Genomic DNA, 21753 nt, shown 5'->3' with positions numbered 1-21753 from the left:
CGTCATCCGCCGAATGCCGCCTCGAGCGTGCGAGCCATCGCCACGTCGTAGCCCTCCGGCACCCCCGCCGGTTGCACAGGGTCGAGAGACTTGTTCATCCCGAAGTACGCCTCGATGTGACGCGGCGGCGCCCCGTCGTACAGCGCTGCGGCAATCGCCGCCTGGCGCAGCGAGTGCGCACCTGCATCGACACCCGCACGCACTGCGGCGAGCCGGACCAGATTGTGCACCTCGTTTACGCTCTGCAGCCCGATCAGCAGCGGTTCCTCCGGATCTGTGTCCTGCGTGGCCAGGTACTCGTCGATGGCGCGGGCGGCTGCGGGGGCGATGCGGATCTGACGCAGGCTGATCCACCGCTGGCCGAGCCAGATTCGGGGCTCGGCCCCTGGCTGGTAGTCGGCGACGCGCGCTTCGGAGACCTCCTGAGGTCGAGCGCCGGCCAGCAGCATCAGGGACGCCGCTGCGTGCAACAACGCGTCGCTCCGAGTCTCGGCGAGCAGCGCGCTGGCGTCAGACACGGACAGGGTGGGGCGGTCGAGCAGCGGCACGGTACCTCCTACGACGGCGAGGCTCCAGTGTGCCGGAGGGGGTCGGTCCGGCGCCGGGCAACCGAACCGAACACTTCTCACGCGCAGGCCGCGGCGGGCGTTGCCGTGACTGCCCATCGGGCGGCTGTCAGTGCCACGCGCCCGCTGGCGCACGTGGCCAGGAAGAGGCCGGCCCTGTTGTCGTCGACCGTGCCGCACCGGGTTGCACCGTCCGACGGCCGGTAGCAGAACACGTGCTCGCCCACCTGCGGCACGAAGCCGTTCAGTGTCGGATCGCCCGGCCAGCCCTGCGTGAACGCCCAGTCGAGGTCCGTCGCGTCCATACTCACTCCTTCCAGGTAGCGCTTAACGTCTTGTTAGGGGTTGCGGCGCACCAGGAAGTGACGCTCCTGCCGTTCGGCAGAGACGAGGACGTCATCGCCGACGTTGATCCACCGCTTCCAGTACGCGGCACCCTGGTGGTTTTCTCCCATGCAGGAACAGGTGCAGTCGTCGCCGCTAGCGCGCTGGCACATGCCGTGACACTGCTCGAGGCGCGAGAACTGCAGGTAGACATCTACCTCGCCGAAGCGTGCGGCGAGAGCCTCGACCAGCGGGCGAAGATGTGTCTTGGCGATCTCCCACCGCTTCGCCCCACGGTTCCATTCAGGTCGCATCCGCTCATTCAAGGCCTCGTGAATCCACGCCCGGTTGCCCTTGTCGTAAGGCATAGACATCCATAGCCGGGTCTGGCCGATGTTCCTTCGCACCCAGGGTCGATTCACTGGTCTACTTCCCCTGCTCAAGTCGTGCGGCCAGGCGGGCGGCGAGGCCGTAGGTCGGGTGGTCGTCGAGGGCGCGCCGCCGTCGGTTGTATCTCTGCGTCGTCCGGGGGTCGCTGTGCCCAACGGCGTCTTGGACCCGCTCCAGCGGCACGTTCTCGGCGAGATTGTCGGTGATGAACTGGTGCCGCAAGGTGTGGGGCTTGATGCTGGCGGCGCCGGGAATGCCTGCCGCGCGGGCAAGGACGCGTAGGTGCTTCCAGACTTCGGGCTGGGACCAGCGCCGGCCTGACTCGGTCGTGAAGAGCGGCCCCTCGGTGCGGCCGGCGAGATGCTGCTCGAGGGCGTTGAGCGCAAGCGGGGGTACGGGGACGAGTTGCCGCTTGCCGCCCTTGCGGCGCAGCGGCAGGGTGCGGTGGCCGCGGTCGTAGCCGAGGTCGGTGACGTTGAGGGCGAGGGTCTCATCGATGCGGGTGCCGAGGAGGTAGAGCAGGGCGACGAGGGCGTAGGAGCGGGGCGCCCAATCGCGGGCTGCGGTGATGAGCTTGTCGACCTCGTCGGGGGTCATGCCTTGGGTGGGGCTGTGGTCGGGGTCGACGTAGGGCCGCTCGACGTGGGTGAACGGGCTCGCGGGGATGGCCTGAATGCGGACGGCGTAGTCGTAGAACGACCCGGCCGCCGCGAGGGCCTGGGCTTGACCGGACGGGGAGAGCGTGTTGCCGCCCCGTCCGGGCTGCTGGGTGAGGTGGTTGGCGTAAGCGTCGGCGAGCGGCAGCTTGGCTTGGAAGGGGTGGATGCCGACGCCACGGGCGTAGGTTTCCCAGCGGAGGAGGTTGCGGGCGTAGGCGCGGCGCGTGTGGGCGCTCTTCTGTCGGGCACACCAGGCGCCCGCCGCGTTGGGCAGCGGGTCCTGGTCGCCGTAGACCTCGGTCAGCTGGTCGCGGAGGCCGCGGGCTTCGGCGGGCCAGTCGTCGCGGGGGTCGTGCCGCGCGGTGGAGACTTCGGACGACTGGCGCGGGACGAGGGCGGTCACGCCGCTTCCTCGGGCAGCTCGGGCTGGAGAGTGGCGTGCCCCTTCTGTTCCCACTGCTGCCGGTACGAGGACATGCTGTCCGCGCAGTTGCGCCGGGAGTGGAACACCGCAGAGTCGTTGCCCATGTCGGGCCGCCACAGGTTCGGGCCGGGGAAGCGGATGGCCTTCATGCGGGACGTGATCGGCTCCCCGCAGCCGAGGCAACAGCCGCTGCGGATGGCCATGAGCCGGTCCGTCTTCTGCATTTCATGGTCGACGGCGGCTTCGGTGGTGACGTGCGTGCAGGGCGGAATCTCGTTGCAGAGACGGCAGACGCTGTAGTGCTCGGGCAGCACGTAGAACGGGCGGTCGGCGCGCACGGCGTAGTCCGTAGGCTTGGCCGTGGGCTCGTCGGCAGGCCGGACGGTCAGGACGAGCGGACGGTGTTCCCAGGTTTCCTTCTCGGGCTGCTCGCCCATGTCGCGGCCGGAGATGACCTGAGCCACCCACCATTCGGTGTACCGCTCCCACTGCTTGACGAAGTGCTCCGGCCAGAGATCGACCGGGCGTTCGCTGATCTCAACGACCCGGTACGCCTTGCGTTCACAGAACACGATGATCGTGTCGGGCTTGATGCGGGTGGAGTAGTCGCTCTCCCTCAGGTACGGCATGACGTTCTCGCCGGGAAGGTAGCCGGTGGTTCGGCACTGCTGAGGGCGCCATTGGTTCACGACGTGGATCGGAACGCGCATTGGATCACTCCCTGGTATGGAGCGTGACATGTTGGATAACTGGCATTATCAACCATCTACTTGGCGTCCGTCAGGCTTTCCAGAGATCTGCCACACTCGCTCCATGACGACATGCACCACCTGCCGACAGGACTACGACGAGTCGGACGAGGAGGCGGTCAAGCATCACACCGAGCCGGTGTACTGCTTGCAGTCGTGCCGCTGCGTCGGACGCCCCAGCTGCTACATGTGCCACGGCTCGTTCTGCTTCTGCTTGCCGCACTGATTCCGGGCAAGGCGAAGGGCCCGCTCCAAGTGGGAGCGGGCCCGCAATACGGCATCTTATCGTGGCCCGTCCAAGGGAGTTGAGGATCTGCTGCGCACGGGTTGGGGCGGTTCGGGCGAGGGAATCCCGTCCCAGCGGCCCTCTCCGGGCGGGGTCCACCAGCCTCAGCCACAGCAAAATGCCCCCACCTGCGAGGGGTGGGGGCTGCTCTCACATGTCGTTGTTGATGAACTCGCGTGCAGCAGTGGGGATCGGCGCGGCAGCTGGCGGTTCCATGCCGGTGGAGCGGATGTAGCCGGACAGGCCGCGGACGCGGTCGATGAGGTAGGCGACCGCCGCCATGGCGCCCTCGAGACGGCGGTCGGCGTGGTCGGCGCGCTCCTCCGCTTGGTCGGCCCGCCGCTGTAGGAGGTCGATGCGCTTGGCGTGCCGCTCGATCTCGCCGTTCAGTCGGTCAGTGATGGCGGTGAAATCGTCGCGCTTCTCCTGCCTGGGCGTGCGGCGTGCGGCACGCGCTGCCCACGCTCCGCATACGCCGGTCGCCAGTGAGACGCCCACCGACGCCCAGGTCTCAACATTCATAAGGGGGGTCCGCTCTTTTACGGCGGGCTGGCTCGGACCATCCCGCCACCACGATGACCGGGACGGTGATGCCCATCCAGATCGCTGCCGCCACCCAGCCGCGGGGGTAGTCCCCCAGCGCCCAGGCGGCCAGGTAGGAAGTCGCCCACGGCACCACGATCAGCGCGAGGGCGAGGAATCCCGCAGCGTCTCGGCCCGGCGGAGCCCATGCAGACGCGAGTGCGATAAGGCCGGCGGCGATCCAGCAGCATGCCCAGGCGGACAGCGGCATCAGCTGCAGGATGGTCTGCAGGCCGCGCTGGTCGGGCTGTGGCATCACCAGTTGCCCGTAGCCGATGAGGACCCAGACGAGTCCGTAGCAGGACAGGATGGTGCCGCGGCGGCCCAGTTGTCGACGCAGCCGCCGGGCCGCCCGGCACCGCATCTACACCGCCCGGACCGGAGCCACCGCGGCGGCCGGCGCCGGAGCCGTGATCTGCGTCCGGTCCCACATGGCGACGACCGCAGCCGCTGCTGCGAGGACGACGGCCTGCTGCTCGGCGGACCAGTCGAGGCCGAAGCCCACCGCGAGAGCGATGGCCGCCTGGGCAAAGCCGAGGACTGCTGCACCGATCGCATCGTGCGCGACGACGGCGAGGATCAGGCCGACCAGGGCTGCGGCGACGGCGTTGATGACAGCCTGCTGCTCGGAGCTGACGTCCATGCCGAAAGCGGCGAGCAGCTTCACGCCGATGGCGACGAGGCCGAGCCAGAGCGCGGGCTCACGATTGAAGTGCTTCACGGGGGTTCCCTTCAGGCCCGGAGGGCGTTGTCGTAGGCGACGAGGGCCGTGTACTGGTAGTCGAACTCAGCCCCGACGGGGATGAGGTAGTCGATCGTGACGTCGTCCCAGCAGGCGAATTCAGCGTCGGTGAGACGACGGATCATGCCGTTGGCGAAGGCGACGAAGACCGTCGCGTCGTTGCCGCCGCGGCCACCACCCTTGCTCTTGGTGAGGAGCGCACCAGCGGGGCGGGGAATCTTGGGGCGTGCAGGCGGGGGAGGCGTGCTCATGGTCAGGCTCCGATCGCTCGGTAGGCGCGCGGCCGACGGCGGCGCGGGGGTTCAGGGGTGGTGGGGACCGTCGGCGGCTGTGCCGGGGGCTGAGCCCCGGCAGCGCGGGCGACGATGCCCGGGAAGACGACCTCGTGGAACTGGCGGGCTCGGGCGTCGCCAGGGCAGTCAGTGCCGCCGTCGGACCACTCCGGGAACATGCGGTGGTATCCGAACCCGGGGTCGGTCCAAGTGCGGCAAATACGCAGCGGAATCCCGTGCTGACGGTGCACCCAGACGCCGAGCTGGATCATGGTTTCGATCTGCGCGGGCGTCCACGGGTCGCTGTGGTCCAGGTTGGAAGCGCTCTCCAGAGAGAGGGCCCCGGTTCCGTCCGCCCGCCTGTTGGCCCTGAAGCAGGCGTCGGCGCGGGTCTGCGTGCCGATGTACTGCGCCAGTGACCCGTCGTATCCAAGCCCCCAGTGGGACTCCAAGTTGGTGCTGTCGCGCCAGAATTCGTAGGTCCGCCGGGGTGTCCACGGAGCGGCGATGCTGTGCAAGAGCAGCTGCGTCGGATCGATCGCCTGTTGGTTGTCTGACTCGGGCTGGAGCTCCATCCGGACGGCGCCGGGGTACCAGGCCATGAGGCCTCCTGGGCTTGAGGAAGCCCCGGCCGGTGCGGTCCGGGGCTGGGTGGTCAGGTGGCGAGGGTGGCCTCGCCACCGCCAGGGTTCGGGTCGGGCGGGTCTGGGGGCGGCGGGAGATCGGGCGGGTTCTGCTCGGAGAGCGGCAACGGCAGCTGGACAGTGATGTTGCGGGCGCCCGGCGGTTCCTCGGGTGGTGTCGACACAAGGCGCCTCCTACGACTGGATTTGTGAGGCGGCCAGGACTTGTCCGCGCAGGCTGCCGGAGCCGCCGGTGAAGCGGGCCTGAAGGCGGATGTCGACGTCATCGAGGTAGTCGCCAGGCAGAGGGAAAGGTCCGACGGTGGCGGTCGTCACGAAGAACGTCACGCTGTATGTCGAGACCGGTGACCCGTTGACGCTGATGCGCACTTCGCCGGTAGCGCCGGAGGTGTCCATCGTGTAGCCGATGGCGACGTAGGCCATTGCTTGCTGCTTCTTGATCGTCGTCTGCTTCAGGTCCACCCATGGGACGCTGAAGGTGGCGGGCCACTCCAAGTAGTTGGAGTCGGCGAATGAGATCGGTATGTACGGGCGGGCGAGCCCGACTCCGGAGATCGGATCATCCCCGACGATGGCGTTGCTGCCCCAGTCGTAGAGGGTCAGCGACTGTCGGTCGACGCCCGTCACGGTCGGCTGGGCCTGCACACTGGCGACGAGGGAGCCATCCTCCCGGTACACGCGGATGCCCTGCTGATCGGTGCCCGTGGTGTGCGCGTAGGGCATGGATCCGGTCTCGAGGATCAGAACGCCGGCCGACGTGTACACGCGCAGGGCGCCGGTCCGCTCGGCGCGGCGGGAAGCCCGCAGCTCGCGGAGGTCGCGGCGGATCTCCTGTATGGCCTGCCAGATGGCGGCCGGCCCGGACGGCAGCTGTGCGGACGGCATCGGCACGAGTCAGCCCTCCAACAGGATCGGGGACACCTTGTTCCCTGCGACGTCGAGATCCCATCCGTAGGCGCGGGCCACGACGGAGGCGCCGGCGGGATGCCGCGGGGATCGGGTGATCTGGATGCTGACGCTGTTGCCGAGGTTCCAGTCGCTGCCCAGCCGCGGCGCCTCGGATGCCACGGCGTCGACGGTCCAAGCCCGTGAGCCGGTCTGCAGCAGCTGCAGCGTGGCCTGAGCGTGCGCGTTCAGCTGGCCCACGGAGATGATGCCGGTGCCGGGCGTGTAGCGATGGATCCAGCGGATCCAGCCCGCGGCGATGAGGCCGTCGGCCGTCTGCACGTCAGACTGGATGCGTGCGTTGCCCTCGCCCTCGCCTGACGCCACGACGACAGTGGCCCCTTTGCCCTGCTCGTAAGACTCGGAGAGGTGGTAGTCGCTGATGCAGCCGGGTAGGTCGAAGACGGCCTCGGGGGCAGTGTCGACGGTGCCGATCGTCGGCCGGATACGCAGGACTAGGGCGAACGCGGTCTCGGCGGCGTCCGCCCACACGACGTCGATCGTCCACTCCGGTGCGCCAGCCATCGCCGAGATGGTCTGCAAGGAGGAGAGGATCGTCTTGTCGTCGGTGTCGACGCTCTCGTAGTCGATGAGCAGCCCGCTGGCTGTGGTGTCGAACGTGATCGGCAATCCAGTGGATGCGATCGGCGCGGCAAGGTCGGCCATGACGGTGGATGCGTCGACCTGCGTGGCCGTGTACGTGCCCGGGTAGCGGCGGTCGAGGTATCCCTCTGGGGAGCAGGCGGCGAGCTCCACCTGGGTGCCTGATCCCCCGCTTCGGGTCAGGGACAGTCCGGCCCAGAGGGGGGTGACCGTCTGCCGGTCGACTGCGACGAGCATCGTCCTGCCCGGATCTGTAGCCGCCTCCCACTCGGTGGGCGCCTCGGACAGGTCCAGCGCAAAGCTGCTGCTCGTGACCGCCCCCAGGCGCCGAGAGAGCTGTGAAGCGGTGAGCTGCGGTAGTTCCTCGGCGATGGCGCCAGTGCGTAGGTCGCAGCCGTACCAGTCCAGTTCGAGGGCGCTCACGTCGTCTCATAGGTCAAAGTCGCCGACAGCGTCGAGCCGGTCGTCCAGACGATCGGGGCGCCCGGCCCGACGAGTGTTCCTGGGCTGCCGGCGAGCATCAGCACCATTTTGTTGGCGAAGCCGACGTTGGACTGGATGAGAGAGAGTGCCGGGTAGCCGGCCCCGACACCGGCGAAGGCGGACCCGGCGAAGCCTTCGGCTGCATCCACTGCCGAGGCCTGGTTGAACGGGAGCGTCCAGGACCAGGAGCCGCTTCCTTGCGTCGTCGTGGAGCCGATCTTCAGGAAGATTTGGACAGTGCACGTCCGGCCGATCCTGGAGTATCGGCCTTTGAGGAGACCGTTACCGAGGGTGGGTGCGCCGGTCGTGCCTGCCCACGTCGGCGTGTAGGTAACCCAGTCGCCGGGTGCCACCCACGCTGCCCCGGTCCATGTCTCCATGGAGCCCCGCACTGTGTTGTACCGGGTCTGCCCGGTGTACGTGCCCGATATGGCGAGGTCCGCGGTCGACGTGACAGGCAGGACACCGCCCGGTGCGACCGTGACCTGCCGTACCGCGGTCGAGACGGTTGCCGCCCCGGTGCCGCCGCCGCCCGTCGAAGGCACGGTGATCGTGGCGAGTGGAGTGTAGATCTCGGTGCCGCCCGGGGTGGGTGCCACCGGGGACCCGGAAGCCGTGCCGGCGAGATACACCGTGTCCGCCTTGCGCAGGCCGGATGAATCAACGGCGGTATCCCACACGCGCAGGTAGACCAAGTCGATACGCGTGAAGGAGGCATTGGCGGCCGTCAGCGTCCCCGGGCTGGTTGCCGCCATCTGCACGCGGTACGCGCCCTGCCCCGCACGCGGAACCAGAGCGACCCCGGCGGTAACGTTGATCGTCGTACCGGCCAGCGAGACGGCGAGGCCGGTATCGCCCGGCCTGACCCCGCCGCGGGAGCCGCCGGCTGTGCCGTCGGCCATGGCCATCATGGCGTCCATCTTGCGGAGCTCGGTCTCGTCGTAGCTGAGAGAGGGGAGCCAGAGCGGATCGGTGGCAACCACAAGCGGGCTCCTTACATCCAGGCCGAGCGGCAGATGCCGGTCAGCATTGCGGCGGCGTCGTAGGCGAGGGCGCTCCACTGCACAGACAGGGAGCTGGCAGGGAGGATCTCGGGCCAGGCGCCAGACAGATACCGGCGGCGTGATACGGCGCCGTTGAGGGTCACGGTGTGCGCGGCCGTGTTGATGACGAGGGTGTCGCCCGCTCCGAGGCTGTCCGAGTAGATGAGCTGCGTAACGGTGCCGTCGGGCCGTGTGCAGGAGATGATCGGCATGCTGGCAGGTCCGGTGATCGTGAACGTTGGCCGTGTCGCTATCGAGCCTTCGTTGTCGAGCGTGAAGGCCCCGCCGGTGGCTGTCGTACTGATGGAGATCGGCAGGGTGATCGGCAGAGTCAGGCCGCCCGTGACCGACGGCAGGCCTGTCGACTTGGACTGCAGGGTCGTGCTGTAGCGACGGGGATCCGCCGCTGTCACCAAGGCGCTGTACCTGGCTGCATATGGTCCGAGGAGCTCAATGAGCAGCGGACTGGACCGCCTGACCGTGACCTGCTTGGGGATGGCCTCGCCCACCGTCAGAAGGGTGTCGGTCAGCGCGACCGCGGCGACGAGCTGCTCCACGGCGGCGTCGCGAGCTCCCTGGGTGGGTGCGTCGATGCTGCCGGTGATGGTGATGGGGCGCGAGTCCAGGTAGACGGGTGACGCCCAGGTGCCGTGATCGGCTTGCCTGGGCGCCGACTCGCTTCGGACCCCTGGGGAGTCCCACCCTTTCAGGTCCGTTACGACCCAGTCGACTCCGGCGCCGTCAGTCGCCAGGAGGTCCAGCGAGCCGAGGGTGACAGGGAGGAGCCCTAGTAGCGTGGCCATGCGGCTCCTCCTGTCAGGTGGTGAATTGCAGGTGCCGAACGAGGTCGGCCGCCTGCTCGGCTGCTGTCATCTGCGAGCCCTGGAGCGTGATCTGGTACGAGCGCTGGTCGGGCCGGTTTCCCCTGGCGGCGATCAGGGCGTCCCACTGGGGCGCGGTCAGGATGGCCTCAGGCCGTCCGGTTGCATTGACCGCGGTAGTGACCCCTGGCTGGAGCCACCCGCCGCTGTCGTATTTCTTCAGCGCGGGCGCGAATCCGTACCGGTCATGGAAAAGCGGATTGTTGTAACCGCGGGCTCGGCTGCCAACGATGACGCCGTCGCCTCCCCGCGACTCGACGTTCATTCCGGCGAGGGTTCCGGCGGTGTGGCCGACCCCGTCATTTGTGATGCCGATCATGAACGGGCTCTTCAGGTTGCGGTGCCAACCGGCCGGAGCGGTGTCCCCCTGGAAGGAGAACGTCGACCAAAGGCGACCGCCCGGGGACAAACCCTGGATGACCTTCTGGATGCCGGACATAAACCCGGAGCAGTCCCAGCTGGGATCACCGGCGCCGCCCCACTGATAGGGCTTTCCTGCCTGCGACCTGGCGAAGCCCATCGCCGCGGCGACTGACCCGGAGGCCGATCCGCCGATGAGGTTCTCTGCGGCGGAGACGACCTTGTCTTTCAGACCCTGCAGCATCTTGATCGGGAACTGCGAAAGGGCCTGTGCCCACTGCGAACCGGTCAGGTTGGAGCCGATCTGGTCGCGGATGAACTTCGTTGCGGCATCCCAGGCCTTGCTCGGGCTGGTCATGAACTGGACGCCGTCCATGAGGGCGCCGCCGATCTGACGCGCCTTGCCTGAGAACCAATCGACGATGCCGCCATCAGCGAAGCGAGGAATCCCGACCACCCCGCCGTTGGCGAAGGCAGAGCCACCGCGGGCGGCTTGGGCCCGGAGTGCTTCGACGGCGGAGTGTCCGCCGGCGCCGCGAACCTCGGCCGCCGTCCATACATGCTCGCCGTTGGAGAGAAGAGCAGGGATGGAGTCGGAGGTGGCGGTGCCCGCCCCGAACACCGAGCCGCCGGTGGCGAAGGTGAGGACGCCAAGCTGCTTGGCGCCGGTGAAGTCCGCGACCGCATTCCACACCTTGCGAATGCCGTTGTTGTAGACGGTATCGATAATGAACTGGACCGGCTTGCGGGTGATGTCCCGGAGAGAGTCCCAGATTCGGCCGATAGAGCTGACCCCGGTCTCGAATGAGTCCCGAACGGATCCGACGCCGCGCGACAGGCCGTCGAAGGCAGGCTTGATGACGTTCTGCCAGGTCCATCGGATGGCGGTGCCGATGCCGTCCCAAACCGGTTTGATGACGTTCTGCCACAGCCAGACGAAGACGCCGGCCAGGGGGCCCCGGATGAAATCCATTGCGGACTGCAGGTTGCCCCTGGTCTGCGTCCACCACGAGGCAATGAAGCCGCCGATGAACTGGAACGCGGGCTGGATGGCGTTAGTCCACAGCCACATGACGACCGCCCCGGCCGTGCGGACCAGAGACATGAAGTTGTCGAAGGCGGGCTTGATGCCGTTGCTCCACAGCCACATCGCACCGGTGGCGATAGCGTCGAATGCCGGTTTGATCGCCACGTCCCACAGCCAGCCGAAGACCGCGCCCAGCAGCTTGGCCGCGAGATAGACGGGCGCGATCAGGACGGTGAGGATGATCGTGGCGAGGATCTTCGCGGCCTCACCGATGAAGCTGAAGACCGGCTGCAGGACACCCCACAGCCAGACCGCGGCATCACCAATCGCACGCAGCCCGATCATGAACCCCGTGAAGAGGGGCTTCAGTGCGTTTTCCCAGACGACCAGTGCGGCCGCCTGAATGGCCCGCCACACGCTCTGCACGATGGCCCGGAACGTTTCGCTGCGCTTGTACGCGATCACAATCGCGGCCGCCAGTGCGATTAGCGCAATCACAATCAGCGTGATCGGGTTCAGCGCCATGACCGCATTGAGTACCGCTTGTGCTGCGGCGAAACCGTTTGTCACCGCAGTGCCAATCAGGATCGCCGCACGGTAGACAGAAAAGACAGCCGTAACCGCTGCAATCGCGATGGCCTGCGCGTTCAGGGCAATCGTCAGCCCTCCCACAAGGATCGCTGCCGGGATCAACCAGACACCCCACTCGCGGAACCACTCGATGGCCGGCCGAACCACGTCGCCGATACCCCGGAAAGCCGCGATAAGGCCGAGCAGGGCAGGGAGTACCAGATTGTCGACGACGACTCCAACGCCACTCATCAGCTGCCGCTGAAGGATCGCCAGCTCAGTCGAAGTGTTACCTCTGATGGTGTCGCCGACGGCTTTCGCGGCTCCTTCGAGCGAACCGAGCCCGGCCGCAGCCGTAGACGGATCCATCGCCAGCAGCGCGCTACCCAGGTCCTCGGCTTGCGTGCCGAAGAGTGCCACTGCGGTCTGGGCTTGCAGGACGGGATCCTTGATATCCCGCAGCCGGCCGAGGGTGATATCGAGGACGCCGGTGGCGGCAGAGCCGCCTTGGGCGAACTTCGCCGCCATGTCGTCCGCGGACAGTCCGAGCGTTTTGAAGCCGTCGATGCTGGTCTTCGACCCGTCGATTGCCCGGATCGAGAACTCCTTGATGGCGTCTGCGGCAACGTCGCTGTCGCGGGCGCCTGCGCGGATCGCCTGATTGAGCAGGCCAATAGCGGTCGCACCGTCCAGGCCCGCCTTACGGAACTGCGTGCCGTACTCATTGATGGTGTCGGCGAAGTCGCCGGCTTTGTCGGCCGAAGACTGGAACCCGCGCGCAAGCAGGTCGAGGGCTTGCTCACCGTCTTTGGCGAGGCCGGTGCGGATCATCTGGGCGGCGGCGTTTGCCGTGCCCGTCAGGTCTTGGTCAAAGGTGGCCGCGAGGTCTGCGACCTTGGTGGTGATCGCCTCGATGCTCTGGGTGGTGGCCTTCTCCGGGATGAGGCCGGAGCCCATGACGGCCCGCACTGCGGCGGCCCCGTCCTCGAAGGATGCGACGACTGCTTTCGAGTAGAGGGAGCCGGCGAGTTTTCCGGCCTGCTGTGCGCCCTTCCCGGACAGGCCAAGCTGGGCGGACAGCTTGTCCACCATCTTCTCCTTCTCGATGGCGCCGATCGTCGCGGCGACAAGCACCGCGCCCGCAGCGGCACCACCAACCGCGAGGGCCGCTTTCCAGCGATCGGAGAAGCGGCCCCCTGCCTGCTGGCCTGCCTGGTCTCCTGCATCCGATGCCGGGCCGCCGAGTTGCCGGCGCAGCTCGTCGGAGATTCCGCGGACGGAGGGGATGATCTGGATCGTGGCGTAGCCGACGTTGGGCACCGGTCCCCCTTTGCATGGGTCAGGCGATGGCGCCCTCTTGGATCTGCCGCTTGCGGTCCCGTGCCCTCTCGCGGGCACGTTCGAGGCGCTCCAGCCGCTGTGCGTCCGGCGCCTTCGAGGAGGTCGAAGCAAGCCACCACCGCGGGTAGGGCTTCGGAGGCTTAGGCGTCTTCGACTTGTCGCTGACGTTCACCGCCTGCAGCGTCCAGTTCACGTGCTGGAGCATGTCGAAGACGTCGGCGAGGAGTACCTGCTCGCCAGTGGGCTCTTCTCGACCCTCGCGCAGAGCGGTGCGGACGCGCGCGTGCGGGGGCAGCCCCTGTACGTAACTGCTCAGCTCCCGCCACGTCATCTCTCCAGTGTGGAGATGACGAAGGCGAACACCCGGATAGGTAGCTGCGAGGTCTGCCTCGAGGGCCTTGCCGTGCCTCCGGATCAGCGCCCGGAGGCCTCGGATTCCCCCGGCTCCAGCCCGCAGTGCTTCTGGTAGGCGGCGAAGAGGGCCTGCATCTTGTACTGCGCGAGCTTGACCTTCCGGAAGTCGTCGAAGGAGTCGCCCAGGGCCACGCGGAACAGGCCGAGGGTGGCGCCCATGTCTCCCGCTTCGGCGGCGCCGACGAGGTCCCAGACGTCCAACCCCTGAAGGTGGGCGAACTCGAACCTCTTGCCGCCGTGGTGGACGCGGAAGGGGATGAGGTCTACTTCCGCCTCGACGGTGTCCAGGTTGAAGTCGAAAGGGTTGCTGTCGGACGGCTTGCTGGTCGCGGTTCGGGTGGTCATGACGCTACTCGCTTTCGGGTCGCGGTTCGGGGTGGACGATCTGCACGCTCGCGGCCATGAGAGTCAGCCGCACAGTGCTGGTGCCGTCGGGGTCGAGGTTGATTTCCATGGGCTGCCTGGTGATGAGCCAAGGGAAGGGCTCGCCATCGACGAGGACCGTGCCGCCAGGCTGGATGACGATTGCCTGGGCCAGCTGCGGCTCCCCTGGCGAGGGGACCGCGCTCGGGCAGTTCCCTTCCACGAGGGTGGCGATGACCTTGCTGCGCAGGTTCCTGGGAACGTCACCCTGGCGGTCGCCGATGAGCCCGAGATAGAGGGCCTGATCTCGGATCTCTTGCTCGGTGTAGCTGACGGGCATGGCACTCCTCGCGGTTCGGGTGGTGCACCGGGGCGCGGCCGAAACGCGACGAAGGACCGCGCCCCGGCGATCAGCTGACCGTCACGGCGCAGGTGTCGGAGAACCCTCCGTAGGTGGCCGTGACGGTGGCGGAGCCGGTGGCCACGGCGGTGACGTAGCCGCTCTCCACGGTCGCCTTGGTCAGGTTGCTCGACGTCCACGACGCGGACGCCGTGACCACCGCGGTGGAGAGGTCGCTGTAGGTGGCTGTGGCGACCAGCGCGCCGATGGCGCCGACGGCCAGCGTCTTGGTGGCGGGCGTGACGTCCAGGGCGGTCAGGGTCGGGGTGTTCTGCCGGTCGAAAAGAACGCCGCCGCCCGTGGGATAGATCGTGGCGACGAACGTCATGCTCTCGAGGTCGGTTTCGTTCTCGCCGTGGTCGCCGTCGAGGCTGACCTCCGCATAGTTCGCGGTGATCAGCCGGCGGACCTTGGTGCCCTCGCGGGTCTCGAAAGCAACCAGAACCTTCGCCGGTCGCGGCACCACGATCTGCGTCGCAGACGAGCCCGGCCACAGCAGCGAGAAGGTCGTGTCGTTGTCCTCAAGCGCCGTGAAGGACTTGGTCATCTTGAAGTGGTTTCGGCTGGTCTTGACGAGAATTCCGCCCCACGCGAACTTGTCGTCCGTGTCCTCGTCGCGGCTCTCCGGGAAGCCGTCGTCTCCATCGAGGAGACCGACGAGATCCCAGTCCACCCCGAATGGAGTGGATGCGTTGGCGGGCAGGGTCGCGGCGAGGTTCGTTGAGATGTAGACGTCCGCGTCCGTCCACAAATTTGCCTTCAGCGGGTCGCCGGCCACGGCGTCCTCCTCTATCGGTAAGGGTTGTCGCCGCAGGTGGGCGGATGGTCAGGCGGTCAGTGGGATGGGCTTGACGTTGGCCAGGACGGTGAACGTCGCCAAGTCGACGCCGCTCTCCGGATCTGTGGCTGCAAGAGGACCGGTAGCGGGACGGGCGCCCCGGATGACCGGTCCTGAATGGACGAGCAACAGGCCTTGGCAGAGCATGGCGAGGTCGTGTGCCTGATCTGCGTCCTCGTGCCACACGGTGACGCGCAGCGTGCACCTGGCATTCGCCATGGACGAATGCGGCAAGTCGGAATCCTTTCGGACAACGACATAGGGCAGCCGCGGCGTCTCGGGGGCACGGTCACCAGGCACTCTTGTGCCGACTTCGACCCCGGCCACATAGGCCTCTGGCCGGGAAACCAAGGCGGTGCGTAGGACTCCGGCCCCGGCCGCCTGAACGTCGCCGAACGTGGTCAGCGGCTTCATCGCTGCCAAGCCTTGACTTCAAGACCGACGAACCCGGCCGCCCTCGTGAGAACGCCGTCCCTCGCCTGCCAGGCCATCGCCTGCACGTGAGCGACCACGACGGTGGCTGCCCCTCGGTCCGTGGTGTACTTGCGGACCTCGATCGGGGTGCCGCTCGGGACGAGCACCTTCACGTTGTCGGCGACCTGCTGAGCGAGGCCATCGACGAGATCCCGGACCTCCGGACCGCGCAGTACTTCCCGTACACCAGCTGCGTCGAGTCGCCAGTCGATGAGCACGGCGGTCTCCTATCCGGTGGCGCGGACCATGAGGAAATCGATGTGATGGGGGGTGTCGGAGAACAGTTGTGGCCACACGCCGACCTCGCCGTCGACCTCGTACAGCAGTCCGCCCCACTGGATGCGGTCCGCTGCCCTGATGTCGGGTGCGGTGCCTGGGGCGGACTGGACCTTGTACCCGGTCACGGCGGCTGTCCGCTGCTCATCGACGGACTCGGTTTGGCTGGCCGGCTGGATGTTCAGGCCGGTCACTGTCAGGCTGCTGGCGGCTCCCGATGACCAGTCCGGGATGCTGTTGCCGCCGCGGTCCGGGCGGGTGCCGGCCCGAATCCGGACCGCCGACTGGTTGAACATCATGCTCGGTCACCTCGGTTGAGCTGGTAGCGCTCGACCGCGGCGGACCACTGTGCTGTCACGCCCGTCGCCGCCTGCACCCCGAAGGTCACCGACTGGGCGCCTACGGTCTGCTGTTGTACGCCGGGCAGAATCGCGTACAGCGCCCGCGCCTGGTCGATGACCACCTCTTGGATGTCCTCCGGGATCAGCGCGTAGCCGTGGCTGTAGGTGAGCGTGATGCAGCGCGGGCTGTCCGGCCAGACCAGGGATCCAAGGCGGCGCAGATAGCCGTCGGCGGACCACGAGTAGTCCGTACCATCGACGAGCGCCACCCCATCGACCTCGAGTTCGGTCACTCCGGTGACGGGCGCCGCCGGCAGTAGCAGCGAGGCGGTGCCGTTGCCGTCGAGGGTGACGGTTTCCCCTTCTATCAGGGAGACCGGGTGCCTGACCGCGCCCCGGAAGCGCCGGGAGGCCGCGTTGAGTGCTGCGAGGAGCTTCGGGTCACCCGCGCCGACCGGGAGCCACGCGGCGAGCTCTTCGGGGTTGGCGAGGAGGTCAGCCGTCACCGGGGGCGGCCTTGCCGCGGGCCGTCCTCGACTTGTTGGCGGGAGTGCGGGACTTGTCCGGCGCCCCCTCGTCCGCCTTCTCCTCGGCCGGTGCCGCGGTGGCCTCCGGCTCGGGCTCTCCGTCCACGGGGGTGCCGTCGTAGTGCTGGGCGTCGGCCTCGTTGAGCTTCATGACGGTCTTCCTGCCGCCAGGCAGGGTGACGTTGTACTTGCGCAGCGGTCCGCCCACGACGGCCACCTCCAGATTCTCGTCGACAGGAACGCTGGCTGAGGGCGGTCCGCACGCCGCGTGTCGTGCGCCGCACGGGCACCGCCCTCGAACCATTCGTGAGTTGATCAGCGTCACGGTGCGAGCTGGCCGGACGTCCGCATGGCCGCTAGCAGCGCGTTGACCTTGGTGCGGAGCGCGAGGTAGTCGGCTCGCAGGGCGTCGTACTCAGCCTTTGTCGGGTTGGCGCCAGCGGCAACCACGGAGGTGGCCGCTGCGGCGTCCGTGACGGCGGTGGTCCGCTTACCCTCGCGCGCCGCTCCGGCGCCAGCATTCAGGTATGCCATGTCAGCCTCCTCAGGCGGTCAGGTCGACCTCGACGAAGGCGGACGGCTGCAGGATCCCGAAGGCCGCACGCATCTCCGCGAGGATGGCCACGAGGTTGCGGATGAAGAAGTCCGCGTGGGAGTCGGTGACCGTGATGGAAGCCTGCTCGCGGTCCCAGAGGATCGCCTTGCGGAAGTCCCCGACGTAGCCGGTGCCTGCGGGCACAGCCTCGGTTTCGATGACCGGCAGGCCCCACAGCACGGAGGCTGAGCCGACGCCAGCCGGGCCGCCGAAGTAGAAGCGTCCCTCGTTGTCCTGCAGGAGGTCGACCGTCTCGAGGTCGGCGGGGTTCAGGAGGTACGCGTTGGCGACGCTGCGGCCGACCGTTCGGACCTTCGTCTTCGCCTTGCGCAGGGTCGTCAGGGCGTTGGTGTCCCAGGCCTGGGCCTGGACGCCCGAGACGTTGCCGAGCCCGTCGAAGTTCTCGCCGGTGCCATCCCCGGCGATCATCTGGTCCTCCAGCTCCTCCTCGAGGCCGTAGCGCAGGAAGGAGTCGATGAGGGTGCGGATCTGAGAGGCGTCCGACAGAGCCCGCTTCGTGATCGGAATCCAGTGGGCGATTGTACGTACCGGCGTGGTGACCTTCGCCGCCGCCAGGGCGCTCTCGGGCTTGTAGCCGCCGCCCGCGTTGTTCACCAGGGCGCCGGGCACGGAAGCCGGGGCGGTCGGGGCGGCCGAGCTGGTTGCCTCGGCCACCGGGGCGGCGTTGTTCGTGGTCGAAGTGATGCGGACATACTCGACCGTGTCGCTGGTGGTGGTGCCGTTGGTGACGACGTCCCGCAGGCGCAGGGGGCGCTGGAACAGGTCCAGGCCTACCCGCTGTCCCAAGTAGTCATTGGTCACCCAGGCGCCAGCGGACGTGTCGGAGGTGCCCGTCACGAGAGACTTGTAGCCGACCGGCAGGGACTGCACCCGGCTCTTCGCGCCGAAGCCGCCGCGCGGAGCCTGGGACATGAGGCCGGCGTACTCCGCGGACTCGGTGAAGTGTTCACCAAGAGACTTACCGGTTGTCGGCACCACCAGACCGGACGGGGTACGGCGCTCGCCGGACTTCTCGTTGAGCTCGACGCCGTCGCCGAGATCGGCGAGGGCCTGTCGCATGGTGTTGGTCGCCTTGGCCTTCTCCAGGCCCTCCTTGGCTTCCTTGGCCTTGGCCATGTGCTCGGCAACCTGAGCGCGCTCGGCGTCGGTGAAGTCGCGGTCATTGTCAGCCTCGGCCTTGGCCGCGATCTCGCGAGCGGCCACCAGGTGGTGCTTGAGCTCCTCAGTGAGCTCGTCAGTCTTAACAGGCATGGGGTTCCTCATCCCGTGAGCGTGGAGACCTCGGCCTCAAGGGCTTCGAGGTCGGCGAGCTGACGGAGCGAGGCGGGGCTCGGACCGGCCGGAGTCTCCTTGGCCGCAGGCTTCTGCGGCGAGGACTGCTCGGGCGGAGTCGGCGTGGCCTTCTCGTCGTCATCTGTGCTGGAAGACAGGGAGTCCAGCAACTCTTTGGCGAGGCGGGCGATGTCCTTCACGCGCTCCTCGTTCTTCTGGCTGAGCGTGCGCCCAGCCTTCGCCGCCATCGCCCCCGTCAGGGCCTGGCGAAGCTCTTCGGTTTGCGCCGCAGAGGCGCCTTCGACGGCGATGCGCATCGTGGCGCCGTCGGCGGACTTCACGTCCAGCAGCTCGGTGGCCTGGTTCGCTCCGATCAGCGTGGGGCCGACCTCGTAGAGCTTGAGCTTGCGCAGCTCGTAGTAGCCCTCGCCGTCCTTCTGGTCGACCCACGCGCCCTCCTCGACGTCATAGGCGAAGGAGAACTGGGTTACGCGGCGACCTTTCAGCAGCTTGTACACGCGGGCCGCCTTGGAGCCCTCGTCGAGGTCGATACGGGCCTTCACCCACAGCCCCTCCGGGCGCTCCTCCGCCTCTAGCACCTCCCCGATGTGGTATTCGGGATCGTGCGACATGTGCGACCAGAGGACCGGGATCGGATCACCAGTCGACTTCCAGGCGGCGAGGGTCTCGGCGAACGCACCCGGCGTGATCTTGTCTCCGACCGAGTCGAGGTTGTACGCGGCAACGATCGCCTCGAACACCCCCTCCTCGGTCCCTTCGTTTTCGCCCGCCGCCTTGATGCGCACGGGGCAGCTCTTGATCCGCATCGTCACTCCGTTGCGTAGTCGAGACGGCATTTGCAGTTCGCTGTTTCCTTAGCCTCACCCGCACCGTCGCCGGGCCAGCGAAGGCCGTTGGAGAAGACGTCGTCGAGGCTGACGGACTCGCCGTCCTGGGCGCGGTGGGATGCGCGAGGGTTTGTGCCGCCGGTGCGCCAGACCTTCTTCTTGAGGCCGGACGCGCCTGCCGCGTCGTGGGATCCGAACCCGCGCGCTTCCGTGGACGCGGTGAGGGCGCGCACCGTGGCCGCCGAGGCCCACACCTCGCCGGCATGCCGCAGGTTGGCCTGCCACCCGTCACCCTCCTCGTCCACCGCAGCCACAGACTCCCGGCCAGCGTCCTCGTGCTGTGAGGCGTGGGTTTCCGCTGCGGCCAGCAGCCAGGGCAGCATCACCTCGGGGTCCCAGCCATCCGCCTCCGGGTTGAAGTCGGACAGGACCCCCCAGGCCGCTAGCTGGGCGATCCGGTAGCCGTGCTCAGATATCAGCGAGGCCAGCTCTGCCAGCCGATCCTCGGACCCCTCGTCCCACCAGGCCAACAGGTCCGGCATGCCGCCCGCCTTACCGCCGGCCCGGGATTCCAAAGCGGCGAACTGGCGCTTCGTCCACCGCTCGAGCGAGGCCGTGAACGCGTCACGCTCCTCGTCGAAGTCCCCGAAGTCGGGCCGCTCCGGCGCTGCCTTCATCAGCACCAGGCGGCCACGCGCTTTTGGGAGCGTGTCCGGTTCCGGGGCCGTGTCGGTCGGCGAGGCCATGTCGCCCACCAGAACATTCAGCGGAGTGATCAGTTGATCGCCGCCGTCGATCGCCGGGAGGTTCATCCTCGCCCTGGCCTCGTTCCGCAGCAGCCACGGGGCGCCGACCGCGGTCTGCAGCTGGCTCGCCTGCTCCTCGAAGGAGCCGCGGAGCTTTTCCTGCAGGTTGAACTCGACGTATACGTCGTCGGAGGCGGGCAGGTCCGGAATCAGCTGCAGCCCTATCTCTTCCTGGATCATCGTCAGCCAGGGGCCGAGCGTGTCCTGGTAGAGATGCTGATGCTGTTCCTTGATGTTGGAGAAGGTCGCATTGTCGAGGATCCCGACCATCGGCAGCGGGATGTGGTACGCCGCCGCAACCTCCTCGCGGGTGAGTTTGCGAGCCTCGATGTACTGGGCCTTAGCCGGGTCGAGGGCGATCTGCTCGTACTCCATGCCGTCTTCGAGGATCGGGGTCCCGCCCGCCTTCCCTCCCCCGGCCGTGTACGCCTTCCAGGACTCGCCGAAGCGGGCCTTGGTCGTCGGGTCCCACTTAGGCGCATCGGCAGGCCGTTTCAGGACGCCCGACATGCGCCCGCCATTGCGCCACATCTGCTCGCGGGAGCGGGTCGCCTCGAACTCCTCGGCCAACAGCGAACGAAGCGACTCAATAGGAGAGGACCCGTGCCGCAGGTCTTCAGGGTCGTAGCCGTGGAAGTACACGACCTGGTCGGGATCCAGCTCGAGGTCGCCCTTGGAGCCGTGAACGACGAATTTCTCCGGCTCCAGCCAGTTGTCGCCTTTGATCTCCATCCGCGATGGCGGAACGGGGATTACCCCGAGCAGTTCGCCGGAGTCCATGCGGACCTTGACCCAGAAGGCCTTGTCGTAGATGCCGATGTCCGACACCAGCCGCTCGATCAGCCGGTACCGGGTGAGCTTCGCCCCCGGAGCGGCGAGAATCCGCGGCAGGCTGTGATCCGTGAGGCGCTCCCGGTCCGTGTCGGAAACCCGCCGGTAGGAATGCAGCCCGAGCTGGGCAATGTTCCTGGCCAGGAAGGAAACCACCGTGCGAATCTGGGGCTGACGCCGGTACAGGTGTCCGTACTCCTGATAGACGTCCGCGGCCAGCTGTACGTAAGCAGGGAAGGCCAGGGACGGGGCCACGGCAACGCCGGAAAGCTGCCCCTGGGAGACGACAAACGTCACGTCAGCCTCCCGCCACCTGAATGAACTCGACCCGGGCTCGCTCGATGACGACCTCGCCATCCATGGGCGTGTCCGCTGCCCCGTGCTGCATCAGTACGGCGTCCCGCAGGACCAGAAGCGGGCCACGCTTCGCCCACAGGACTCCAGCGAAGGCCTTATCGGACAGGTTCACCACCACCCGCTTGCGCAGGGCGGTACGACGCCACCAGAACATCAGCCACTCCCATGCACTTGATTGGCAAGATGCAGGGCCAACGCGACAGCCCGGTCGTCCGCCGCGCCAACGAGCGATGAGGATGCCAATCGCACGACCTTCGCTGGTACACCTGATCTGGTTAGCCGCTCCGCGAGGCCATAACCGAACCAGGGATCAATCGCGGCTGAATGCTGGCGGTCTGGCGAGCGGCGAACAACGAACTCGGTCTCACGCGAGCCATGAATGGCAAAAGTCAACACCTGGTACTGGGATGGCGAATGCAGTGAGACGACGGCAACGTGGTGCGTGACCCCGTCAGGGTCGACCTGGATGCCGAAGTACGCCTCACGCATCGCAACTCCT

The 21753-nt window shown here is 67.6% G+C and carries 32 protein-coding genes; 1 reads left to right on the top strand and 31 read right to left on the bottom strand.

Going from position 1 to position 21753, the window contains the following annotated elements; translation table 11 throughout:
* Positions 1–2: 2 nt before the first annotated feature.
* The 5 genes from J7E94_RS05130 to J7E94_RS05110 form a co-directional block, all read right to left on the bottom strand.
* Positions 3–548 (bottom strand): hypothetical protein, encoded by a 546-nt coding sequence (locus J7E94_RS05130; protein ID WP_215012708.1) that lies wholly within the window; start codon positions 546–548, stop codon positions 3–5.
* 77 nt (positions 549–625) lie between these two features.
* Positions 626–871 carry a hypothetical protein gene (locus J7E94_RS05125; RefSeq protein WP_215012706.1) on the bottom strand — a complete coding sequence of 82 codons (246 nt, stop codon included), beginning with the start codon at positions 869–871 and terminating at the stop codon, positions 626–628.
* A 33-nt stretch (positions 872–904) separates the two neighbouring features.
* Positions 905–1258, bottom strand: a complete 354-nt coding sequence (locus J7E94_RS05120; RefSeq protein ID WP_251056149.1) for a hypothetical protein — start codon at positions 1256–1258, stop codon at positions 905–907.
* Positions 1259–1316: 58 nt separating this feature from the next.
* On the bottom strand, positions 1317–2342 hold the full coding sequence (locus tag J7E94_RS05115) for a tyrosine-type recombinase/integrase (RefSeq protein WP_215012702.1): 1026 nt from the start codon (positions 2340–2342) through the stop codon (positions 1317–1319).
* On the bottom strand, positions 2339–3073 hold the full coding sequence (locus tag J7E94_RS05110) for a hypothetical protein (RefSeq protein ID WP_215012700.1): 735 nt from the start codon (positions 3071–3073) through the stop codon (positions 2339–2341). Before J7E94_RS05110 ends, J7E94_RS05115 begins: the two co-directional genes overlap by 4 nt.
* Before the next feature lie 103 nt (positions 3074–3176).
* Here J7E94_RS05110 and J7E94_RS05105 point away from each other — a divergent pair, with 103 nt between their 5' ends.
* Positions 3177–3338 (top strand): hypothetical protein, encoded by a 162-nt coding sequence (locus tag J7E94_RS05105; protein WP_215012698.1) that lies wholly within the window; start codon positions 3177–3179, stop codon positions 3336–3338.
* A gap of 210 nt (positions 3339–3548) precedes the next feature.
* On the opposite strand, the gene J7E94_RS05100 is transcribed toward J7E94_RS05105, so the two are convergent.
* The 26 genes from J7E94_RS05100 to J7E94_RS04975 form a co-directional block, all read right to left on the bottom strand.
* Complete coding sequence (locus tag J7E94_RS05100) at positions 3549–3920, bottom strand: hypothetical protein (protein WP_215012696.1); 372 nt, start codon at positions 3918–3920, stop codon at positions 3549–3551.
* Positions 3910–4344, bottom strand: a complete 435-nt coding sequence (locus J7E94_RS05095) for a hypothetical protein (protein WP_215012694.1) — start codon at positions 4342–4344, stop codon at positions 3910–3912. The genes J7E94_RS05100 and J7E94_RS05095 overlap by 11 nt, the downstream gene beginning before the upstream one ends.
* Positions 4345–4701, bottom strand: a complete 357-nt coding sequence (locus J7E94_RS05090; RefSeq protein ID WP_215012691.1) for a hypothetical protein — start codon at positions 4699–4701, stop codon at positions 4345–4347.
* A gap of 11 nt (positions 4702–4712) precedes the next feature.
* Positions 4713–4973 (bottom strand): hypothetical protein, encoded by a 261-nt coding sequence (locus tag J7E94_RS05085; protein WP_215012690.1) that lies wholly within the window; start codon positions 4971–4973, stop codon positions 4713–4715.
* Between the two features lie 2 nt (positions 4974–4975).
* Positions 4976–5596: an N-acetylmuramoyl-L-alanine amidase gene (locus J7E94_RS05080; protein ID WP_215012689.1), complete on the bottom strand. Its 621-nt coding sequence runs from the start codon at positions 5594–5596 to the stop codon at positions 4976–4978.
* 53 nt (positions 5597–5649) lie between these two features.
* The gene (locus J7E94_RS05075) at positions 5650–5802 is read right to left on the bottom strand and encodes a hypothetical protein (protein WP_215012688.1); all 153 of its coding nucleotides are present in this window, start codon (positions 5800–5802) and stop codon (positions 5650–5652) included.
* Between the two features lie 10 nt (positions 5803–5812).
* Positions 5813–6529, bottom strand: a complete 717-nt coding sequence (locus J7E94_RS05070; protein WP_215012687.1) for a hypothetical protein — start codon at positions 6527–6529, stop codon at positions 5813–5815.
* Positions 6530–6532: 3 nt separating this feature from the next.
* Positions 6533–7609, bottom strand: a complete 1077-nt coding sequence (locus tag J7E94_RS05065) for a hypothetical protein (protein ID WP_215012686.1) — start codon at positions 7607–7609, stop codon at positions 6533–6535.
* Positions 7606–8652: a hypothetical protein gene (locus J7E94_RS05060; protein ID WP_215012685.1), complete on the bottom strand. Its 1047-nt coding sequence runs from the start codon at positions 8650–8652 to the stop codon at positions 7606–7608. Before J7E94_RS05060 ends, J7E94_RS05065 begins: the two co-directional genes overlap by 4 nt.
* An 11-nt stretch (positions 8653–8663) precedes the next feature.
* Complete coding sequence (locus J7E94_RS05055; protein ID WP_215012683.1) at positions 8664–9515, bottom strand: phage tail family protein; 852 nt, start codon at positions 9513–9515, stop codon at positions 8664–8666.
* A gap of 13 nt (positions 9516–9528) precedes the next feature.
* Positions 9529–12870, bottom strand: coding sequence for a phage tail tape measure protein (locus J7E94_RS05050; protein WP_215012681.1), 3342 nt, complete (start codon positions 12868–12870; stop codon positions 9529–9531).
* A 19-nt stretch (positions 12871–12889) separates the two neighbouring features.
* Positions 12890–13222 carry a hypothetical protein gene (locus J7E94_RS05045; RefSeq protein ID WP_215012679.1) on the bottom strand — a complete coding sequence of 111 codons (333 nt, stop codon included), beginning with the start codon at positions 13220–13222 and terminating at the stop codon, positions 12890–12892.
* A gap of 83 nt (positions 13223–13305) precedes the next feature.
* Positions 13306–13650, bottom strand: a complete 345-nt coding sequence (locus tag J7E94_RS05040) for a hypothetical protein (protein ID WP_215012677.1) — start codon at positions 13648–13650, stop codon at positions 13306–13308.
* Between the two features lie 4 nt (positions 13651–13654).
* Entirely contained in the window at positions 13655–14008 is a 354-nt protein-coding gene (locus J7E94_RS05035; RefSeq protein WP_215012675.1) for a hypothetical protein, read from the bottom strand.
* 70 nt (positions 14009–14078) lie between these two features.
* Entirely contained in the window at positions 14079–14846 is a 768-nt protein-coding gene (locus J7E94_RS05030) for an Ig-like domain-containing protein (RefSeq protein WP_215012673.1), read from the bottom strand.
* Between the two features lie 48 nt (positions 14847–14894).
* Positions 14895–15320, bottom strand: a complete 426-nt coding sequence (locus tag J7E94_RS05025) for a hypothetical protein (RefSeq protein ID WP_215012671.1) — start codon at positions 15318–15320, stop codon at positions 14895–14897.
* A complete protein-coding gene (locus J7E94_RS05020; protein WP_215012669.1) occupies positions 15317–15598 on the bottom strand; it encodes a hypothetical protein in 282 nt (93 codons plus the stop codon). The genes J7E94_RS05025 and J7E94_RS05020 overlap by 4 nt, the downstream gene beginning before the upstream one ends.
* A gap of 9 nt (positions 15599–15607) precedes the next feature.
* Positions 15608–15955, bottom strand: coding sequence for a hypothetical protein (locus tag J7E94_RS05015; protein ID WP_215012667.1), 348 nt, complete (start codon positions 15953–15955; stop codon positions 15608–15610).
* Positions 15952–16503, bottom strand: coding sequence for a mobile element protein (locus J7E94_RS05010; protein WP_215012665.1), 552 nt, complete (start codon positions 16501–16503; stop codon positions 15952–15954). The genes J7E94_RS05015 and J7E94_RS05010 overlap by 4 nt, the downstream gene beginning before the upstream one ends.
* Complete coding sequence (locus J7E94_RS05005) at positions 16493–16741, bottom strand: hypothetical protein (protein WP_215012663.1); 249 nt, start codon at positions 16739–16741, stop codon at positions 16493–16495. The genes J7E94_RS05010 and J7E94_RS05005 overlap by 11 nt, the downstream gene beginning before the upstream one ends.
* Positions 16742–16845: 104 nt before the next feature.
* The gene (locus J7E94_RS05000) at positions 16846–17058 is read right to left on the bottom strand and encodes a hypothetical protein (protein WP_215012661.1); all 213 of its coding nucleotides are present in this window, start codon (positions 17056–17058) and stop codon (positions 16846–16848) included.
* A gap of 10 nt (positions 17059–17068) precedes the next feature.
* Positions 17069–18391: a phage major capsid protein gene (locus J7E94_RS04995; protein ID WP_215012659.1), complete on the bottom strand. Its 1323-nt coding sequence runs from the start codon at positions 18389–18391 to the stop codon at positions 17069–17071.
* A gap of 8 nt (positions 18392–18399) precedes the next feature.
* On the bottom strand, positions 18400–19239 hold the full coding sequence (locus J7E94_RS04990) for an HK97 family phage prohead protease (RefSeq protein ID WP_215012657.1): 840 nt from the start codon (positions 19237–19239) through the stop codon (positions 18400–18402).
* A gap of 2 nt (positions 19240–19241) precedes the next feature.
* Complete coding sequence (locus tag J7E94_RS04985; protein ID WP_308344568.1) at positions 19242–21194, bottom strand: phage portal protein; 1953 nt, start codon at positions 21192–21194, stop codon at positions 19242–19244.
* Between the two features lies 1 nt (position 21195).
* The gene (locus tag J7E94_RS04980) at positions 21196–21408 is read right to left on the bottom strand and encodes a hypothetical protein (RefSeq protein ID WP_215012653.1); all 213 of its coding nucleotides are present in this window, start codon (positions 21406–21408) and stop codon (positions 21196–21198) included.
* Entirely contained in the window at positions 21408–21743 is a 336-nt protein-coding gene (locus tag J7E94_RS04975) for a hypothetical protein (RefSeq protein WP_215012651.1), read from the bottom strand. The genes J7E94_RS04980 and J7E94_RS04975 overlap by 1 nt, the downstream gene beginning before the upstream one ends.
* Positions 21744–21753 lie beyond the last annotated feature (10 nt).

It is taken from the genome of Streptomyces sp. ISL-94, assembly GCF_018614075.1.
GTDB lineage: Bacteria > Actinomycetota > Actinomycetes > Streptomycetales > Streptomycetaceae > Streptomyces.
Note: the sequence above shows the minus strand (reverse complement) of the source record. Positions and strands in the feature narration are given on the sequence as shown.

Excerpts from the sequence above, each read along its gene's own strand:
- J7E94_RS04990 (WP_215012657.1), bottom strand. The coding sequence starts at position 19,239 with ATGCGGATCAAGAGCTGCCCCGTGCGCATCAAGGCGGCGGGCGAAAAC.
- J7E94_RS05025 (WP_215012671.1), bottom strand. The coding sequence starts at position 15,320 with ATGAAGCCGCTGACCACGTTCGGCGACGTTCAGGCGGCCGGGGCCGGA.
- J7E94_RS05055 (WP_215012683.1), bottom strand. The coding sequence starts at position 9,515 with ATGGCCACGCTACTAGGGCTCCTCCCTGTCACCCTCGGCTCGCTGGAC.
- J7E94_RS05015 (WP_215012667.1), bottom strand. The coding sequence starts at position 15,955 with ATGATGTTCAACCAGTCGGCGGTCCGGATTCGGGCCGGCACCCGCCCG.
- J7E94_RS04975 (WP_215012651.1), bottom strand. The coding sequence starts at position 21,743 with ATGCGTGAGGCGTACTTCGGCATCCAGGTCGACCCTGACGGGGTCACG.
- J7E94_RS05080 (WP_215012689.1), bottom strand. The coding sequence starts at position 5,596 with ATGGCCTGGTACCCCGGCGCCGTCCGGATGGAGCTCCAGCCCGAGTCA.
- J7E94_RS05040 (WP_215012677.1), bottom strand. The coding sequence starts at position 13,650 with ATGACCACCCGAACCGCGACCAGCAAGCCGTCCGACAGCAACCCTTTC.
- J7E94_RS05120 (WP_251056149.1), bottom strand. The coding sequence starts at position 1,258 with ATGCCTTACGACAAGGGCAACCGGGCGTGGATTCACGAGGCCTTGAAT.
- J7E94_RS05105 (WP_215012698.1), top strand. The coding sequence starts at position 3,177 with ATGACGACATGCACCACCTGCCGACAGGACTACGACGAGTCGGACGAG.
- J7E94_RS05035 (WP_215012675.1), bottom strand. The coding sequence starts at position 14,008 with ATGCCCGTCAGCTACACCGAGCAAGAGATCCGAGATCAGGCCCTCTAT.
- J7E94_RS04980 (WP_215012653.1), bottom strand. The coding sequence starts at position 21,408 with ATGTTCTGGTGGCGTCGTACCGCCCTGCGCAAGCGGGTGGTGGTGAAC.
- J7E94_RS04995 (WP_215012659.1), bottom strand. The coding sequence starts at position 18,391 with ATGCCTGTTAAGACTGACGAGCTCACTGAGGAGCTCAAGCACCACCTG.
- J7E94_RS05125 (WP_215012706.1), bottom strand. The coding sequence starts at position 871 with ATGGACGCGACGGACCTCGACTGGGCGTTCACGCAGGGCTGGCCGGGC.
- J7E94_RS05045 (WP_215012679.1), bottom strand. The coding sequence starts at position 13,222 with ATGACGTGGCGGGAGCTGAGCAGTTACGTACAGGGGCTGCCCCCGCAC.
- J7E94_RS05100 (WP_215012696.1), bottom strand. The coding sequence starts at position 3,920 with ATGAATGTTGAGACCTGGGCGTCGGTGGGCGTCTCACTGGCGACCGGC.
- J7E94_RS05085 (WP_215012690.1), bottom strand. The coding sequence starts at position 4,973 with ATGAGCACGCCTCCCCCGCCTGCACGCCCCAAGATTCCCCGCCCCGCT.
- J7E94_RS05000 (WP_215012661.1), bottom strand. The coding sequence starts at position 17,058 with ATGGCATACCTGAATGCTGGCGCCGGAGCGGCGCGCGAGGGTAAGCGG.
- J7E94_RS05110 (WP_215012700.1), bottom strand. The coding sequence starts at position 3,073 with ATGCGCGTTCCGATCCACGTCGTGAACCAATGGCGCCCTCAGCAGTGC.
- J7E94_RS05095 (WP_215012694.1), bottom strand. The coding sequence starts at position 4,344 with ATGCGGTGCCGGGCGGCCCGGCGGCTGCGTCGACAACTGGGCCGCCGC.